Genomic DNA, 17,606 nt, shown 5'->3' with positions numbered 1-17,606 from the left:
GCTCGCTAGGTTCCGCCTGCCGAGACGCCAAGTTTTGAGGCCGCTCGCGCCGAAGCGATCCGTTGCGGAATCGGCCTGTTGGCTGATCTGGGCGATGACGATATGACCGGATGGTTAGTGCGCATGCGCGATCAGGCAGGCAACGAGCTTTGCACGATCAACGTCTGCGAGGCCGAAGCCGCACCGCAAACGGAAACAAGCCGGTTAGGCAGCACCGCTCACGTCTGTGTCGATACGCCAGCCCTTATTCAATTAGATCGTCGCCAGTCGGAACTTTTGTGATGTTGAGCCCTTGTCCATTGAACAGTGGAGGTACCAATGGCTAACCTGGGAAAATTGGCGATCGCGATGCTCGGCGTCTTGGCATACCAAAATCGCGACAAGATCGGCGACATGATCCGTGGAGCGGGCGATCGCAACCCAAATGATCCGCAAGGCGGGATTCTGGATCAGCTTTCAAAAGGCGTTTCGGGGACCGCGCTTGGCGATATTCTCGACCGGTTCAGAGGGGCAGGCGCCGGATCGAAGGTCGATTCGTGGGTAGGCACCGGGCCGAACGAGCCGATCCAGCCAAGCGAGGTGGAAGCAGCCATAGACGAAGACACCCTGACTTCCCTCTCGATGCAGACCGGCCTATCGCGCGAGGAGCTCATAAGCCGGATCACGCGAGATTTGCCTGAGGCCGTCAGCAAAATGACGCCTACTGGTGAATTGCCCGTTGAGGCGCCGAAAAGCTCCGGTGAGACGACCTTGCTCGACGACGTGCCATCGCACAGGACGCAAGCGAATTCAGGCGGTCAAAGCGATATCTAAGGTGACGGCTATCCCATCAGGGAGAGATACCAAATCGTACTGGCGCGCGAGTTGGCATGATCGGGCAGGGCGGTCACGGTGGTCATACAGCAAACGTACTTGCCGAGTTGGATCTATTGGCCGCGCTACTCGATTCCCGCTGGCGCATTCCAGGCACATCAATTCGTTTTGGACTGGATGCGCTCGTAGGTCTGGTCCCCGTACTCGGAGATGCGGCGACGGGCATTGTCTCGGCCTACATCGTCTTGCGAGCTCGAAACGTCGGTGCCGGAAACGGCTTGGTCGCCCGCATGCTAGGCAACGTGCTGCTGGATACGCTCGTAGGAAGTGTCCCAATTCTCGGCTCGATCTTCGACGTCTATTTTAAGGCGAACAATCGCAACGTCACTCTGCTGCGCCGTCACATCAACAAGTGAGGCGGATAACCAATCGTCGCGATGCAATTCTTCTAAAAGGCTCGGAACCGACAGGGGCGCTGGGGCTTGAGTCGCGATTCCTGGAGTCGCGAGCATATGACCAGTGCCATTGACCGGCTTTCGTTCATCGAGTTCCAATCGCCCACACTGGTCGAGAAAGCTCCCGAAGGCGGAGATTGGCTTCACGAGATCAAATATGACGGCTACAGGACGCAGCTGGTCGTTGAAGGCGGAAAGGCGCGAGCATTCACGCGTCGCGGCTACGATTGGTCCCACCGTTACAAGGGGATTGTTCAGGCCGCGGCAAGCCTGCCGGTCAAATCCGCTATCATCGATGGTGAAGCTGTCGTCCTGGGCGACACCGGCCTGCCGGACTATCAAGCCCTGGAACGGGAGCTGGGCAACCCAAGTTCGCTACGGATGACTCTCTACGCTTTCGACCTCCTGTACCTCGATGGCCGTGATCTACGGGAACAACCGTTAGTGAAGCGCAAGGCTGCGCTGAAGAAGCTGCTGACCGAAACCGAGCCAACCCTGACTTATGCCGAGCATCTGGAGGTGAACGGCAAGGATATGTTCGACCATGCCTGCCGGATGGGCATAGAGGGAATCGTATCGAAGCGAGCGGATGCTCACTACCGCTCGGGCGTCCAGACCAGTTGGGTCAAGGTCAAATGTGTCAAGAGCGACACTTTTCCAATCGTGGCTTTCGTCGAGAAACTTGGCGCGCAGCCGCGCCGCATCGCATCGTTGTACATCGGCAGGCGAGAGGGCGACCGGCTGCTTTATGCCGGGAAGGCCCAGACCGGCTATACGCTGGACGCAGCCCGGCGCGTTAGGGAGCGGCTTGATCCGCTTGTTGTCGCCAAGTCACCGCTGTCGGAGCCGATCAAAAAGCCCAAGGCGACATGGGTCAAACCAGACGTTCTCGCCGAGGTGCAATTCAGTGGCGTGTCGGACCGGGGCATCTTGCGTGAGGCGGTCTTCAAGGGACTCCGCGAGGACCTTCAGGCAATCCCGCCCAAGCCTCCATCGCCGTCCAAGCGGAGGTCGGATGGCCAACACGGCGTCCCGCGCGAGAACATTCTCCAACTGCTACCCGATGCGGTTGCACCTTCCAAGGAAGAGCTGGCAGACTATTGGCGGCGGGTCGCTGATCAAGCTCTAGTTCATCTGGTTCGGCGACCGCTGAAGCTGGTCCGCCACGCCTCCGGCGCAACCTTCTATCACAAGGGACCGCTACCTCGGATACCGGCGTCCGTGCACCAGCTCCGCGTTCAAAAGCGCGAAGGCGGCGAAGGCATTCGGGTATGGATAGATGACATGGATGGTCTGCTTGGCTTGGTCGAGATGGATGCCGTTGAGCTTCATCTTTGGAACGCGACGATTGACGACATCGAACATGCGGACCGGCTCGTCCTCGACCTCGATCCCGGAGAAGGCGTGCCATGGGACGCTGTGATCGAGGCCACGCTGGCGCTACGGGGCATCTTGGAAGCGGCAGGCTTGGAGAGCTGGCCAAAGGTCACTGGCGGCAAAGGCATCCACTTGATGGCCCCGCTCGTTGCGAAGATGAACCATGACAGCGCCCGGAAACTGGCCAAGTCGCTCGCCCACCGTCTGGTTGATACCGATCCTGACCGATACCTGTTGTCAGCTGACCCCGCCGCCCGAGGAGGCCGGATATTTCTCGACTATCTCCGCAACGGACGGGGCAATACCGCAATAGGCGCTTTTTCCCCGCGAGCGCGGCTCGGCTTCCCAATTGCCCACCCGGTCACATGGAAGCAAGTCGAGGCGGGCATCCGGCCAGACGTTTTCACGCTCGCGCAGCCATTCAGACCCGCTCGTCGAAAAGCCGCGTGATGCGTCGCGACCATCAGCCGATATCAGCCCGTTTCTTGCCTCGCGTTCGAGCCTCTTCCGGTCGTTGCCGTGTTCTCTGATTAGCTCGCGGACCTGTTCTGGCGTGATACGATGCTGTTTGGCGAAATAGCGAACCTCATAATCTTCATCGACTGATACACGGTTGCGATCTCGAAAATCACGCTTGCTCTTATCGTCTGCCATTATCTTTCCTCCTGATCAGAGAAACAACGACCGACGTTGTATGTTCCCGGCGCCTCACTTCGGCCGCCAGAGGCGCGGGCTGTCCGACCGGACTGGGGCCGCAGGCATTGCGAAGGTGATCTGGCGAAAGTTGGTTGGCCAAAGGCGAGGGTGATTTCGTTTGCTGTTCGGGATAGCTGACCGTCGATCGAGCCTGCCTGCGGGCCTCTTGTTTTTTTACGACGCCAGTCGGAACCCCGACGGGTCGCAGATGATTCAGATGCGCATCCGGCTATCAACGAGGATCGTGAGCAAAATGGCGGGGGTGACCACGAAGGCGACAAAACTGCGCTCCGGGAGCCCAAAGTTTCGTCTAGGACGCATGACCCGGGTCACAGCGCCGCGGCACGAGTTCGACTTCATCACCAAGGTCGGCCGCATAGACCACGCCGGAGCTCTCGCAATGTTGCAGAGGCACATGGGAGATATAGAGGCGGTCTTTTTCGGAACTGATGTTTTGGCTAAAGCGCTAGACCAGCCTGCCGAGTGACGCTCAGTTAATCCCTATCGCGGCGCCCAGCCTGCCTTTCCGTTGCCGCTCAGTAAGCCGGCACAAGGCGCGTGTTTCGCAACGGCAAGGCCATGGTGAACTGCAAGCCGTCACGATGGTAGTTCAATTCGATCTTGGCGTTGCATTGCACGGTCACGACTTTTTCCAGGAGTGTCGTGCCAAACCCGCGGCGACTGGGCTGCTCGACTTTCGGCCCATCTCGTTCCCGCCAGTCAAGATTGACGATCTGTGTATCGCCGGACCCGCCTAACGACCAGCGGACATCAAGGCGGCCGCCCGTTTGCGAAAGCGCGCCAAACTTCGACGAATTGGAGGCCAGTTCGTGGAAAGCCATCCCGACAGGGACCGCAATGTCGGCGACTAGCGCTACGTTCGGGCCTTCCATAACGATACGCGGCCTGTCGCGCGTCTCATAGTGGTCAAGCTCGCTTTCGAGCAGCTTGTGCAGGGAGGCAGTCTGCCAATAATCGTCGGTAAGCATCGAATGGGTCTGGGCCAGGGAAATGAGCCTGGCTGAAAAATCGCGTACGAAATCGTCGACGTTGCCGCTCGACTTGGCCGTCGCGCCCATCATGGCGCGAACGTTGGCCAGCGTGTTCTTGACGCGGTGATGCAGCTCGCGGATGAGCAATTTCTGCCGATCGGCGACCTCCCGCTTCTGTTCGATGTAGGACTGGACCTCGCGCTGGCGGGCGCGGGCACGCAAGGCGGAGCGCACCGAGTTGGCGAGGCTCGAAGCCAGAAATGGCCGTTCAAGCACGATCAGATAGCGGTCCAGAAATGCCATCCGCGTGTCGACTTCGTTCCCCCGCATCGTCAGAAGCACGATCGGAAAATCCGACCATGCGGGTTGGGCTTCAAGCCAGGCCGCAAACTGCGTTCGATCGGAACTGAGCAGGGCCTCCTCGGCCACGACAAGGCACTGAGCCTCGTCGAGAAGCGGCACTGCCTCTTCCAAGCTGCCGCACACACGCGAGGCAATCTGGTTTGTAGCCAGGATGGAGGCCGCGATCCTCGCGTCACGGCCAAGCGGCGCCAGCACGAGAACGGCGGGGCTGGACGACATCACAGCGCCTTATCCCTCAGAAGGTCTGTCGGCTTGCCTTCAAATTCCGGAGATCCCATCAGGATGCCGCGGAATTGTTCCAGTGGCTCACCTACGGCCACGCCGTTACCGCCGATTTTAAACTCACGAATCGTCTCTTCGTGGGGGCCGACACGTTTCTTGACAACGGAAATCGCGCGTCTCAACTGACCTGCGTTCTCGAAGAAGCGCAGAAGCATGATGGAATCGCAGAGATAGGTCATATCGACCGGCGCTGCCGTTTGCCCAAACAGCCCGTGATTGGCCAACAGCAGGATCGTCGCCACTGCCTTCTGATTGAGATAGGTGAGGATCTCGTGCATCTGAAGCACCAGATGCTGTTCTTCGGACATGGCATTGAGATAGCCGGTTAGGCTGTCGATCACGACGATCCGCACATTGGATTCTTCGACGGCCGCTTGGATGCGCGAAGATAATTCGCCTGGTGAAAGCTCAGCCGGATTGACAGATTCAAGCATCAGCGTGCCGTCCTCGGCAAACGGCTCCAGGTGCATGCCGAGCCCGGCGGCGCGCGCCAAGAAGATGCGCTTTGTCTCGTCAAACAAAAGCACCAGCACACGCTCGCCACGCTCGAGTGCGGCATAGCAATAGGTGCAGGCAATGGTAGACTTGCCAACGCCAGACGGCCCCATCAGCATCGTGCTGGTACCACGGGCCAGCCCGCCGCCAAGCAGGGTGTCGATCCGGTTGTTGCTCATGGCCGGCGTATCATGCTCGGCCACCTCATGCTCGGCTGCAACGAGCCGCGGATAGGCGACAACGCCGCCTGGGCGAATTACGAAATCGTGAAAGCCGCCCCGGATCTGCACGCCGCGCATTTTGATCACGCGTAGCCGCCGACGCTCTCCACCATAGACGGGCGACAGCTGCTCCATCCGAATGACGCCGTGACTGATCGAATGCAAATTGAGGTCATCCTGCTCAGCCGTCAGGTCGTCGAGCATAAGCACCGTCACATTGTTGAGCATGAAGAAGCTCTTCAATGCCAACACCTGGCGCCGATACCGCAATGACCCTTGCGATAAAAGTCGAATTTCAGAGAGCGAATCGAACACCACGCGATCGGGTCTGACGCGTCCGATCTCGGCCATGGCAGACTGCACGGTTTCGCCGAGTTCCAATTCCGAGGAATGGATCAAGGTCTGTAGCTGCGCCGGATCGAAACTGAGCTCCGGCGGCACAAGTTCAAGAATTTGCACCCCCTTCAGGTCCCAGCCGTGACGGCCAGCAACCGAGAGCAGTTCGCGCTTGCTTTCTGACAAAGTGATGTAAAGGCATGTCTCGCCTTTCTTGGCGCCCTCGATCAAAAACTGGAGGCCAAGAGTGGTTTTTCCAGAACCTGGTTTCCCTTCGATGAGATGGGAGCGGTTCCTGGCGTAGCCGCCACGAAGAATGTAGTCGAGCCCACTAACTCCAGTTGCGATCGCTGAGGCGTCGTCTCTGTCCAACTAATCCCCCAATGTAATTTCGAGAACCAGATAACGACGGGCACCTTTGGCGGTTCCACGTCTCTCGGTGAGCGCTATTGTCGTGAGACGAAAAGGCGACAGGAAGCGCGGCAAAAAAGGGCGCCGTACCTCTCGGAGCCCTTTTTCAAGTTCAGTTTGGAACCGGCGACCTACCAGCCTTGCCGGCCGTACCAGTCATCGATGTCGCGCTGAGCGCGGTCCTTCTCAATGCCGTAGCGCTCCTGAATCTTGCCTTCCAACTGATCGCGGTTGCCGGCAATACGGTCCAGATCATCGTCTGTGAGTTTGCCCCACTGTTCCTTGACCTTGCCCTTTACCTGCTTCCAATTGCCTTCGACACGGTTCCAGTCCATGGCACCTATCCTTGTTTGTTTCGGACTGAGAAAAACGCCGTAACGCTACCGGAGTTCCCGTCAAGTTTGAGCAGATCGACCGATCGAAGCGTGGCGAGGTAGGCGGCCCCGAAGCAACCCGCTCTGGAACGCGATGATGGCTTGCCGCGCCGGCTGTGTTCTCCACAGTCTTGGCCACAGTCGCTCGCGAGACCAGCTTCGTTGGACAAACAGCGACAGGGATAGCGTGAAGCCAACTATGCTGCGTTGGTCATCCAAGCCTGGCGTCAGATACTAATTCTTGCTGTTGGGAGCCATGTTCCCTGCGGCTTTTGCCCTGAAGCGCCTTACCCGGCTGCGTGTGCCGCAGCTCTCATCCGAGCACCACCGCCTGCGCCCGCCACGCGAGGTGTCGATGAAAAGCCAACCGCAGTTCGGCCCGGTGCACTCGCGCACGCGGCGGCGGTCATTCCTGGACACCAAAAACTCGGCTGTCTCAAAGGCCACGCGGTGGCCGATCGTGTTCAGACTGGCTGCGTCGGTCCACTGCCAAGCGAGGCGGTCGCCGGACGGGAAAAGCGAGCGCTTCGGCAGGGCTAGGGCGACTGCATCGCGCACGATTTGCAAGGCATCGTCCGGCACCCGGGCGCCTGCCGCCTCGGCCTGGAGAGCCGCGTAAACGGCCTCGCGCAAAATCTTGGCCTTTTCCAATGCCGCCTCCGCAAGGAGCGGGCGGGCGGAAGCCTCCGCGAGCAGTGCTCGCGCCTCATCGACGTCGATCAAATCGGCACGTCCAGCCCAGACGACCAGGTCGGCATAGGTCTGCAAGAGGTCTGGCCCCCATACATCGCGTCGCGCGTCGACCGTGTTGACGAAGTCCAGGCAGGCGTGACCGCCAACCATGCGCATGTCGACGATAGTCTTCGCAAAATCCATCCCGGAAACATCGGTTGGCGGAACCGTATTGGCAAGAGGCCGTTGTAACGAAATAAATGTCTTTTGGCCGTTACGAACCAACAACGCCCAGCGAAGGCTGCTTCCGATGAACCGCAACACAGCGACATTTCTGGTTTTGTGTGTGATCTGGGGCACCACGTGGATCGGTATCAAGGCAGGGATCGCCACCGTGCCGCCTCTGATGTTCGCAGGCACGCGTTTTACAGTAGCCGGCTTGCTGATCCTCAGTGCGACGCGCCTAAGGGGCGCTGCTCTACCAAGGGTGGCGAAAAGGAGTTGGCCGCGCCTTTTCGTTGTTACGTTGTTCATGATTCCGCTTTGCTATGGCCCACTCTTTTGGGGCATGCTCTACATCGATACGGGCACCGCGGCTGTTCTTGAGCTTTCGCTGACCCCCGTCACGCTGCTTGGGTTTGCGTTGCTTCTGGGGGACGAACGCTATGACGGCCGCAGGCTTTTTGCCATTTTGCTCGGTGCGGCCGGTCTGTGCATCCTGTTCGGGCCCGAGGCCTATGCTAGTTGGACACACGCAGACCAGCAGGGCAGGGGGCTCCGGCTGCTGGCGATGACAGCGGTGGCGTCGGCAGCTGTAATCTATGCATGGGGTTCGGTGCTCGCGCGGCCGCTTCTTGAGGTATATTCATCGGACTTCATCGCCGGCTTCACCACCCTTTTCGGGGGCGCATTCCTAATTCTCATCTCACTCGTTGTGGAGCCAGGCGCGGCCGCGGCTCTAAAAGGCGATTGGGGCTGGCCGGCCTGGGCCGGGTGGCTGTTCCTCGTGCTGTTTGGTTCGTTCATAGGCTACACACTCTTTATCCGGCTCCTGCACGAAATCGGCGCCTCGCGCGCCGGAGCATTTGCCTTCGTCTCACCCGTCATTGCCGTCGTGCTTGGCATCATCACCTACGGCGAGGAGGTTAGCCTGATCGACATCATCGGCATGGCTATCATGCTCTTCGCAGCGTTTCTTGCGCTACGCGAGCGCAAACAGGAAACATCATCCGCTTCCCCGCCGTTGATTCCACGCTCCGCGCGGGCTGATGGCAGAACATGAAAGACGGCGCGCGCATCCAGCCGCCAATCAGCCTTGAGATGGAAAAGCACAAGGTTCTCGTCTATGCGATAAGAGGGCTCTCCCGGCAGCGTATCCCGCCTACCACCGGCGGCGAGGAAAGCTCCAGCTCATATGACAACACTAGTCGGCGAGGGATTTGCCGAGTTGCTGTAAAGATTGCAGGCGGGATTTGATGGAAAAATCGCGAGGCTGCAATCAGCGACCTATTCGTTCCGATCGCGATGCAGGCTATCCGCCAACGCGTCGACAAAGTGTCAGCCGCATCGCTTCAGTTCCGCCACCTGAACGCCGAGACGGAATGCCTGACCATCGGCATAAGAACGTGCATAGCTTTCTGCTTCGAACGGAAACGTCAGGGTGCTGCCGTAGGCGGTGATGCGGACCGTCCACTTCTTGTCGCGAACGAGTTCGACTGAATTGTCGGGCGACGTCATGATTTCCTCCGGCACCAGCAAGGCGAAGGCACGGATAACGTCGCAAAGGTCGTTTGAATGCAAACAATCCGACACGCTCATGTCGCTTGTTCTATACGCCCAGACTTTCTCTCGATTAGAGCAGCGCCACGGCTGCAATGTCGGTGGCGTTAAGTCCCCTAGCTGCCAAGACCTTTCCCATCGCGTTGGTCCCCTTGCGGCGTCACGCAGCGACCTTTCTGAACCCAACCGCCGAGATTGTCAGCCCGCAGTGTCCCGAGAGAATAGCCGGCAAGCCGCACGGTGCGAATGGCAACTCTGCGACGACTGCTTCAACAACTTTCGCGACTGGCTCATGTGAACGTCGACCACTGGGCGCTCACACTGGCTTCTGCGACCAGCCAGCTGCGATGAATTCATCACGGCTGATCACCTTGCAGGATTCTCGAGCATGTGGCGCACCAACTTGAACTCGATCGGCCCAAGAGGAATTTTCCCCGGTGCTGCAAATACGGTGGTATCGAGCTCCATCTCGAGGTCGCGATATGTCAGTGGTCTGCGCTTCTGCGCCAATTTCGTGACGGTAGCCCAATCGCGAGCCTTCGCAGGTGCTCGAGGAGCTATTGCGGCGCAAATGGTCTGATGAAGCGTTCGTCGACCCCGGGCTGCAACAGCCTGTGCTGACCTTCAGCGCCTGGGGACATCAAGGCGACACAGGGCAGGGAATTGGTCCGGGCATCCCGCTTCAGCCGGCCGCTCCCGTCGGCAGCTCATTGTCTGGCCGACAGTCCAGCACAATTCCCACGGCCTTTTCGCGGCAAGACCTAGCGCGTCATCGATCGAGCGGGCCAGCTTGCTGCCGAAACCATCCACCTGCAGAATGTGGCCTCGGAGCAGGTAGAACTCCGCATCCTGCGAGGGAGATGCATCGGCCGCGGCTCCGTCGAACTCAGCGAGGGAAACGGAAGTCAGCTCTTCGCAGTTCAACTTCGAGAGCAGACGTTCCTGGATTGGCCTTGGCACATTTGTGAACGGTCGATTCCAATGGCTGTCAAAGAGTACGGCGCGACATTGAGGCGCCAGCGAACCAGCTCGAAACCGGTCGAGCTAGTATCCGGGCCGGGTCAATCCGAGACAATTTCGTAGTGAAGAAGCTGGGCTTCGTCGAGTGCCGACTTCACTCCAGGCGAGATGACGCCGGAGCCGAAGAGGATAATATCTTCACGGCGTACGAATACTTCATGGCCGAGTCCCATGGACACAAATGTGCCCGAAGAGCTTCGTTCGAGAAGCCGAGCTCTGCCATTCAATATGGTGAAGGCGGCGTGGCGCCTCGATACCCAGGGCCGCTCGACGATGATATCGCATTCCGCCGATCTGCCGATTGTCACGGATTCGCCGTTTCGACAGGATCGCAGCTGATCTCTGTAGCGGATGACCAGATGAATCTGCCGCGGCAGGACCGAGCGTCTATCTGTAGTGGCGCCATGGCTGGTGATCTGCGTACCGGGGGCCCCATCGTCGCTCCACAGGGTATAGACATCGAAGAACTCTTGCTTCCCCTTCAAGGCCATTTTGTCGAGGAGCCGCAGGCCCTTGCGGCTTCTCGGGGAAAGGGCTTCGCAGAAGCTCTGGCTGATCAGCACCTCTCCGGGGTTCGCCGTGGTGGACAACCTTGCGGTGACATTGACAACATCACCGAATATCGCGCCCCGCGCGCGAATGACCGCCCCGAAATGCAATCCGATACGGGCGCTCAACGGCCCTTTAGTCAGTTGATGGGTAATTTGGCAGACGGCCCTCAGCGCCATTTCCGGGCTCTCGAAGAGGCTGAGTATGTCATCGCCTTTCGAGTAAATGAAATCACCACGGTGCTTGGCGACAATCTCGCGCATCGTGTCCAGGCAATCCGAGACCTGCTGTAGAGCGGCATCGTCTCCGATCCGCTCATAGAGCGGCGTGCTGCCCACGACATCAGCTAAGAGGACTGCGGCAAGAAGCGTTTCCTGGTCCATCGATCTCGTGTCCGACCCAAAAAGTCAGCGTGCGTGTATAACACACGAGGTTGCCTGCGACATATCTGCTCGTGCGCCTGGGGCCGGGGCGATGCCTCAGGTGATCGTCGCGGACGGACGGGCGTATGCCATTCGTCGGCTTCGTGCCGACATCCAGAACCCTCTTCGCCCCAATCGTTCGCGACTTCGGTGCTATGAGTGGACTTGGTCTTTTAGGCTGACCGAGTTGCAACGGGCGACGGCCTTCTCATGCACCATCAACCACGACCCGATCTCGGCCCCTCCGACTTCGCACGGAATAGTGCCAGATCGGCGGCTTTGACGAGATCATTCGGGCTCTCGTTCGTATTTGGGACCGGTGGCGACGCCAACGCCGTGCTTTGCGATAAGATCACGGATCCATTGATCAGATTTCAGGTATATTCTCTTTGAAGATCACCTGAAGTCGTGGTTGATGCGGTTCATAGTTCAGGTGCCTGACAGAGTGGCTTAAAATGTTGAGCGCTTCCCGCGCCTCGACGCGCGGATTTTGATCTATGACCGCATCGAGCGTCCCATCCAACAAAAGTTCCTTGGTGCCGTCTGTCACCTCGTGGCCGAGAAAGAGAATGTCTTTGGCGCGTCCACGCTCCTTCAGCGCCCGAGCGATGCCGGTGTTGCCGGCGCCGACATTGTAGATCGCGGCAAGATCGGGGTGCCGGTCCAGAAGCGCTGATGCTTCCGAATAAGCCTTCTCTCGGTCATCCAGCATTTCGCGCATCTCGACGATCTCGAGATTGGGCGACTCCTCGGTCAAGATGTGCCGGAATCCCATCTCGCGTTCCTCATGGCCGCGATAGGACAGCGAGCCGGCGAACAGCGCCACCTTGCTTGGGCGTTCCGATCCCATGAAGCGGTTGAGCAGATAGCCGGCCAGCCGCCCCGCGGCGCGGTTGTCGATGCCGATATAGGCCACTCTCGGAACATGCAGGATGTCGGAGGCGATGGTCACCACCTTGACGTCATTGGCTGACAGCGAGCGGATCGCCTCGCGCACCGTTGGATGATCCAGCGCGATCACGCCGACGCCTTGTGTCTGTCCACGCAATTCTTGCAGCAGGCGGGCGAGCCGGTCGGGGTTGAAGCCCTCTATGGTGGCGATGTGGACGTCGAGATCGGGGCGCGCTAGGGCCTGCGCTTCGATGTGTCGATGCAGCATCTTGATGAAGGAATTGGTGCCGGCCGGCAGAGCGAAGTCGAGACGGATGACCTCTCCGGGTGAGGGCCTGGGCGGCGCTCCGTTCGGGCGCTCCGCGATGTAGCCGAGGCGCTGCGCCATTTCGAGCACGATCTCACGCGTGCGCGCCCGCACACCGGGCCTGTTGTTCAGCACGCGGTCGACGGTGGCGGCGGAAACGCCGGCTTCCCGGGCTATGTCAGTCAAGGTGGAACGCACCGTCTTCATCTCCTCAATGCGTCAGATCGCACAATGCCGCTAGCCCGTCCGACGGCCACAGCTGCCAGCCATCAGCGATTCTGATGGGAAATGATGTATCGAGCCTTAGCCGATGCGCAAGGAGGTTGGGCTAAATCGCGTCGCCCGACGTGATAGTCGCGTGCCAGAAAGGCAGATTTCCCATCAAATCGAGGCATTGAGCCCGTGAGTCGACCTTTGCATGACGTATTTTCTCCGCGGTTGCGGTGTTACGATGTATTTTGAGTATTTATGATGTTGACAGCATTCCGGTGCTGCCGTCAATATCCCTCAATGGGCTCGTGGAGGAAACATCGGCCCTGAGGGAGGAATTCCAATGTCTGATTTGATCCGCATATCGCGACGCGGCTTGTTGGCGTCCGGAGGAAAGGCCGCGGCGTTCGTGGCTGCGGCCGGTATCGCACCGCAATTCATCCGTCCCGGCCGTGCCGTTGCGGCCGACGCGCTGGCGCCAGGCATGGTCGGCGGCCCCACCGGTTTCGAGGGCGCAGAGCGCTATCAATATGGCGCCGACACGCCGGAAGGCCGTGCCGTTGAGGCGGCCAAGGCCTTGAAGGGAGCTGGCAAGGCACCGGCCAAGATCGTGCTTGGCCTGTCGGATGGCTCGATTGGCCAACTCACACAGCCTTTCCCTGCGGGTGCGCCGTCGATCAAGGAACTGTGGGAAAAGGAGACCGGCATCCAGATTGAGATCGTCGGCCTGCCGAACGGCCAGGAATTCACCAAGACGATGCAGGACATCTCCACCAAGGGTGGGGCCTATGACATCTACTCGACGGAATGGAACCGCCTCGGCGACCTTGCCGAGACCGGCGGCATCGCCAAGCTCGACGACTTCGTCGCCCAGTACAAGCCCGAATGGGACGATCCCAAGACCGGCTATGTCGACGGCGCCAAGGGCGTGTCGCTGCTCAACAAATATCGCGGGTCCAACTATGGCGTGTCGCTGGACGGCGACTTCCAGACCTGGGTCTACCGCACCGACCTGTTCGGCGACGCTGCCGAGCAGAAGGCGTTCAAGGACAAATTCGGCTACGATCTGGCGCCGCCGAAGACCTGGAAGCAGCACAGTGACATCGCGGGCTTCTTCCAGCGGCCCGACAAGGGCCTGTTCGGCTCCACCGACCTGCGCAACCAGGGCTGGGGCTACACCAACTGGTATCAGCGCTATGTCTCGATGGCATCGCCCAACCAGTTCCTGTTCGGCGACGACGGCAAGCCGCTGATCAATTCCGAGCACGGCATTGCCGCCACCAACGAATATGTCGGCTCGCTGGTTCATCACTCGCCGGACGCGATCTCCTGGGGCTGGCCGGAGCAGTATGGAAATTTCGCCAAGGGCGGCGCGGCGATGACCTGCGCCTTCTCGAACCTGCCGAAATTCCTCGACAATGCCGGCAACAAGGATTCTGCCGTCACCGGCAAGATCGGCTCGATGCTGCCGCCCGGCCGCGAAGTCGACGGCAAGCTGATCAGCCGTTCCGTGCTGTGGTTCTCGCTGACCGGCATGGTCTCGTCGCAGTCGAAAAACCAGGAGGTCGCCTACCTTTTGCTGCAGTGGCTGGGCTCCGCCCGCATCTATGCCTGGATGAGCGTCAATCCGGGCGGCTATCTCGATCCGTTCCGGCTCTCGGATTTCTCCGATCCGCTGGTGCGCCAGACCTACCACGCCTACCACATCGACGTGGTGCGCGAGACCGTCGCCCGCACGGTGCCGACGATCAACTATCCCGGCGCCACCGCCTTCCACAACGCATTGGACGAAAATCTGATGGCGTCGCTGACCAAGGCCAAGACAGCGGAACAGGCGATGGCCGACACGGAAGCGGAATGGAAGAAGATCGCCCGCCGCATCGGCGAGGACAAATTGCTCGAAGCCATCAGGACGAACAAGGAGGCCTGGCCGACGGTTCTCGACCCGATCAGCTGATCCGTCTCCCTGGATCAGCGCTGGAGGGGAGGAGCATCTGTTCCTCCCCGCCGCAGTCAACGCCACCAGCAAAGCAGCCAGATGAAGCGTTCCGTCCCCTTCGAGATATTCCGCTACGCCGCGATCTTCGCGGCGATGGCGGTGACGCTGGTACCGATCCTGTGGATGGTGTCGATGGCCTTCAAGCCGATCGCCGAATGGTCGGCGACCGGCGCCGACCTGACATGGTGGCCGAAGAACCCGACGCTCGGCAATTTCCAGTTCGTCTTCGGTGAATCCAACAACAATCTGATCGTGGCGCTCGACCGCACCGCGCTGAAGCCGATCCTGTCGTCGCTGCTGTCGGCGGTGTTCGGCACGGCGATCGCGATGTCGGCGGGCACGGCTGCGGCCTACGGGCTGTCGCGTTTCGGCTCGGGCCAGAACCTGCCGCTGGCGCTGATCCAGCTCAGGCTGTTTCCGCCAATGGCGGTGATGATCCCGGTCATGATCATGTGGGCCTTCCTGAACTTCACCGACAGCTGGTTTGGCCTGGCGCTGATCTACGGCATCGTCACCCTGCCATTCGCTTTCTGGCTCATGAAGACCTTCTTCGACGACATGCCGCGCGAGATCGAGGAAGCGGCGCTTGTCGAAGGTTGTTCGTGGCTGCGCGTCTTCACCCGCATCACGCTGCCGATGATGCGCGCACCGCTGGCCAGCGCCGCCCTCTTCGTCTTCATCCTCAACTGGTCGGACTATCTGATCGCGCTGCTCCTGACGACGCGCGAATGGGTGACGATCCCCGTCTACATGGCCTCGCTGTCCTCCTCGATGACCGGTCAACTCTATGGCGCCAAGGCCGCGCTCGGTCTTATCGCCGCGGTGCCGCCGGTCATCATGGGCATTGCCATCCAGCGCCATCTGGTGCGCGGCCTGACGTTCGGCGCGCTCAAGCAATGAGCGCGGTGACCGTGACTGTCTCGAAGGACGCAAAGGCCGCGCTTGGCAAGCCCGCGCTGCGGGACGAGGGAGCGCGGCTGGGATTCCGGCTGACGCTGCCGGCGCAGGTTTTGGTGCTCTTCATCTCCGTCTTCCCGCTGCTGATGCAGCTCTACATCAGCGTCACCGACTGGTCGCCGCTCTCCGGCCTCGGCTGGTGGAACGCATGGGAGATGTGGAACAGCTTCGCCAACTACACCGACCTTGCCGCCGATGCGCGCTTCTGGAGCGCGCTGAGGCGCACGGCCATCGTCATGGTCGTGTGCGTGCCCGTCGAATTCCTGCTTGGCCTGGCATTGGCGACGCTGTTCGCGGACGATTTTCCGGGCAAGCGGATCTTCTATTCGATCCTGCTGATGCCGATGATGGTGGTTCCAGCGGTGGCCGGCTACATGTTCTTCATGCTGTTCCAGTCGGGCGGGCCGCTGAACGACATCCTGTCGGCACTCAGCGGTTCCCGCGTCACCATCGCCTGGCTGTCTGACCCCACACTGGCGCTGATCGCGGTGATCATCGCCGATATCTGGCAATGGACGCCGCTGATGTTCCTGATTCTGCTTGCCGGCCTGGTCGGCGTGCCGCAGGACCAGATCAAGGCGGCGACCCTGCTCGGCGCCAATCCGTGGCAGCGCTTCGTCACCATCGTGCTGCCGAAGATGAAGACGATCATCATCATCGCGCTGGCGATCCGTGTCATCGAGAACTTCAAGATCTTCGACACGCTCTACATCATGACCGGCGGCGGCCCCGGCGTCGCCACGGAGACGATCTCCGTCTACATCTACAAGGTCACGACGCAGGACCTGATCTGGGGCTATGTGGCGGCGATCGCACTGGCCATCCTGGTCGTGCTTTCGATCGTTGCCGTATTCGCCATGAAGCGCATGGCGCGCGCAAGGCTGGTGCCGGCATGAGTGCGATCCAGCTGCGCAACCTGGTCAAGACCTTTGGCGAGTTCACGGCGCTGAAGACCATGGACCTCGACATCGCCGATGGCGAGTTCATGGCGCTGCTCGGGCCTTCGGGCTGCGGCAAGTCGACAACGATGAACATGATAGCCGGCATGGAGGAGCCGACCAGCGGCAAGATCCTGTTTGGCGAGCGCGACATGGCCGGCGTGCCCATGGGCCGCCGCGGCGTCGGCTTCGTTTTCCAGAACTATGCCATCTTCACCCATATGACGGTGCGCCAGAACCTTGCCTATGGGCCGCGGATGCGTGGTGCGGCGAAAGCTGAGATCGACCGCCGCGTCGGCGCCACCGCCGAGCTGCTGCAGTTGACGCCGCTGCTCGACCGCAAGGCCGACCGGCTCTCGGTCAACATCCTGCAGCGGGTGGCAATCGGACGCTCGGCGATCATGGAGCCGGCCATCTTCCTGCTCGACGAGCCGCTGTCCAATGTCGACGCCGCCTTCCGGGCGGTAATGCGGACCGAGCTCAAGCAGCTGCAGCGCCAGTTCAGGCAGACGATGGTCTACGTCACCCATGACCAGCTCGAGGCCATGACCATGGCCGACCGCATTGCCGTCATGGATCACGGCGTGCTGCAGCAGGTGGGAACGCCGCTGGAAGTCTACAACAATCCAGCCAATGTCTTCGTCGCCCGCTTCATCGGCGCTCCGGGCATGAACCTGCTGAAGGGAAGGCCGGCGGAGAGCGACCTGGGCCTGGTGGTCGATCTCGGGCCACTGGGGGTCACGCCGACGCTGCCGGATGCGCTGGCCGCCACCTTGCGCGGATCGCGCTCTGAGGTGCTTTACGGCTTCCGGCCCGAACAGGTGTCGCTGGTGCAGAGCGGGCAGGGCCTCGCCATGCCGGTGAGCTTCGTCGAGCGGATCGGCGCGAGGACCATCGTCCATCTCGGCGATGGCGAGACCGCCGTGAAGGCGGTGTTCGACAATGCTGTCGGACTGTCGATCGGCGAGCTTGCCGTCGTCGCCCCCGTGGCATCGTCCGTGCGTGTCTTCGATGCCCGCAGCGGCATTGCGATGAAGGCAGGTTGAC

15 protein-coding genes and 2 pseudogenes are annotated in these 17,606 nt (G+C 60.4%); 9 read left to right on the top strand and 8 right to left on the bottom strand.

Annotation, left to right across the window (positions count from 1 at the left end; all coding sequences use genetic code 11):
* Window positions 1-33 precede the first annotated feature (33 nt).
* From NKJ57_RS06455 to ligD, 4 genes and pseudogenes are all read left to right on the top strand, one after another.
* Window positions 34-282, top strand: a pseudogene (locus tag NKJ57_RS06455) (hypothetical protein); the annotation flags it as partial.
* A gap of 36 nt (window positions 283-318) precedes the next feature.
* Window positions 319-813, top strand: coding sequence for a YidB family protein (locus NKJ57_RS06450; RefSeq protein WP_023682271.1), 495 nt, complete (start codon window positions 319-321; stop codon window positions 811-813).
* A gap of 56 nt (window positions 814-869) precedes the next feature.
* Window positions 870-1,229 carry a DUF4112 domain-containing protein gene (locus NKJ57_RS06445; RefSeq protein WP_023827578.1) on the top strand — a complete coding sequence of 120 codons (360 nt, stop codon included), beginning with the start codon at window positions 870-872 and terminating at the stop codon, window positions 1,227-1,229.
* A gap of 96 nt (window positions 1,230-1,325) precedes the next feature.
* On the top strand, window positions 1,326-3,095 hold the full coding sequence (ligD, locus tag NKJ57_RS06440) for a DNA ligase D (RefSeq protein ID WP_023705656.1): 1,770 nt from the start codon (window positions 1,326-1,328) through the stop codon (window positions 3,093-3,095).
* Window positions 3,096-3,149: 54 nt separating this feature from the next.
* On the opposite strand, the pseudogene NKJ57_RS06435 reads toward ligD, so the two are convergent.
* The 5 genes and pseudogenes from NKJ57_RS06435 to NKJ57_RS06415 form a co-directional block, all read right to left on the bottom strand.
* Window positions 3,150-3,299 (bottom strand): annotated as a pseudogene (locus NKJ57_RS06435) (DUF3606 domain-containing protein); the annotation flags it as partial.
* Window positions 3,300-3,877: 578 nt separating this feature from the next.
* Window positions 3,878-4,915 (bottom strand): sensor histidine kinase, encoded by a 1,038-nt coding sequence (locus NKJ57_RS06430; RefSeq protein ID WP_502902035.1) that lies wholly within the window; start codon window positions 4,913-4,915, stop codon window positions 3,878-3,880.
* Window positions 4,915-6,402, bottom strand: coding sequence for an ATPase domain-containing protein (locus NKJ57_RS06425; RefSeq protein WP_023705654.1), 1,488 nt, complete (start codon window positions 6,400-6,402; stop codon window positions 4,915-4,917). The genes NKJ57_RS06430 and NKJ57_RS06425 overlap by 1 nt, the downstream gene beginning before the upstream one ends.
* A gap of 170 nt (window positions 6,403-6,572) precedes the next feature.
* Window positions 6,573-6,776 carry a CsbD family protein gene (locus tag NKJ57_RS06420; protein ID WP_023682266.1) on the bottom strand — a complete coding sequence of 68 codons (204 nt, stop codon included), beginning with the start codon at window positions 6,774-6,776 and terminating at the stop codon, window positions 6,573-6,575.
* 273 nt (window positions 6,777-7,049) lie between these two features.
* The gene (locus tag NKJ57_RS06415) at window positions 7,050-7,811 is read right to left on the bottom strand and encodes a CGNR zinc finger domain-containing protein (protein WP_352511330.1); all 762 of its coding nucleotides are present in this window, start codon (window positions 7,809-7,811) and stop codon (window positions 7,050-7,052) included.
* Between NKJ57_RS06415 and NKJ57_RS06410 the strand changes: the two genes are divergently transcribed.
* Window positions 7,798-8,769, top strand: a complete 972-nt coding sequence (locus tag NKJ57_RS06410; protein WP_352511328.1) for a DMT family transporter — start codon at window positions 7,798-7,800, stop codon at window positions 8,767-8,769. The two genes, NKJ57_RS06415 and NKJ57_RS06410, sit on opposite strands and share 14 nt — an antisense overlap.
* A 275-nt stretch (window positions 8,770-9,044) precedes the next feature.
* Here the strand turns inward: NKJ57_RS06410 and NKJ57_RS06405 are convergent, their stop codons facing one another.
* From NKJ57_RS06405 to NKJ57_RS06395, 3 genes are all read right to left on the bottom strand, one after another.
* Window positions 9,045-9,305: a hypothetical protein gene (locus NKJ57_RS06405; protein WP_245260004.1), complete on the bottom strand. Its 261-nt coding sequence runs from the start codon at window positions 9,303-9,305 to the stop codon at window positions 9,045-9,047.
* Window positions 9,306-10,327: 1,022 nt separating this feature from the next.
* Window positions 10,328-11,218: an adenylate/guanylate cyclase domain-containing protein gene (locus NKJ57_RS06400; RefSeq protein ID WP_023731706.1), complete on the bottom strand. Its 891-nt coding sequence runs from the start codon at window positions 11,216-11,218 to the stop codon at window positions 10,328-10,330.
* A 406-nt stretch (window positions 11,219-11,624) separates the two neighbouring features.
* The gene (locus tag NKJ57_RS06395; protein WP_352511327.1) at window positions 11,625-12,653 is read right to left on the bottom strand and encodes a LacI family DNA-binding transcriptional regulator; all 1,029 of its coding nucleotides are present in this window, start codon (window positions 12,651-12,653) and stop codon (window positions 11,625-11,627) included.
* Between the two features lie 355 nt (window positions 12,654-13,008).
* Between NKJ57_RS06395 and NKJ57_RS06390 the strand changes: the two genes are divergently transcribed.
* The 4 genes from NKJ57_RS06390 to NKJ57_RS06375 all read left to right on the top strand — a co-directional run bounded on the left by NKJ57_RS06390 (window position 13,009) and on the right by NKJ57_RS06375 (window position 17,605).
* Window positions 13,009-14,622: an extracellular solute-binding protein gene (locus NKJ57_RS06390; protein ID WP_352511326.1), complete on the top strand. Its 1,614-nt coding sequence runs from the start codon at window positions 13,009-13,011 to the stop codon at window positions 14,620-14,622.
* A gap of 81 nt (window positions 14,623-14,703) precedes the next feature.
* Window positions 14,704-15,564 carry a carbohydrate ABC transporter permease gene (locus NKJ57_RS06385; RefSeq protein WP_352511325.1) on the top strand — a complete coding sequence of 287 codons (861 nt, stop codon included), beginning with the start codon at window positions 14,704-14,706 and terminating at the stop codon, window positions 15,562-15,564.
* Window positions 15,561-16,517, top strand: coding sequence for a carbohydrate ABC transporter permease (locus NKJ57_RS06380; protein WP_023834197.1), 957 nt, complete (start codon window positions 15,561-15,563; stop codon window positions 16,515-16,517). The genes NKJ57_RS06385 and NKJ57_RS06380 overlap by 4 nt, the downstream gene beginning before the upstream one ends.
* On the top strand, window positions 16,514-17,605 hold the full coding sequence (locus tag NKJ57_RS06375) for an ABC transporter ATP-binding protein (RefSeq protein WP_352511324.1): 1,092 nt from the start codon (window positions 16,514-16,516) through the stop codon (window positions 17,603-17,605). Before NKJ57_RS06380 ends, NKJ57_RS06375 begins: the two co-directional genes overlap by 4 nt.
* Window position 17,606 lies beyond the last annotated feature (1 nt).

Origin of the sequence: Mesorhizobium sp. M0077 (assembly GCF_040322955.1) — a bacterium.
In the GTDB taxonomy this organism is placed as follows: Bacteria; Pseudomonadota; Alphaproteobacteria; order Rhizobiales; family Rhizobiaceae; genus Mesorhizobium.
Note: the sequence above shows the minus strand (reverse complement) of the source record. Positions and strands in the feature narration are given on the sequence as shown.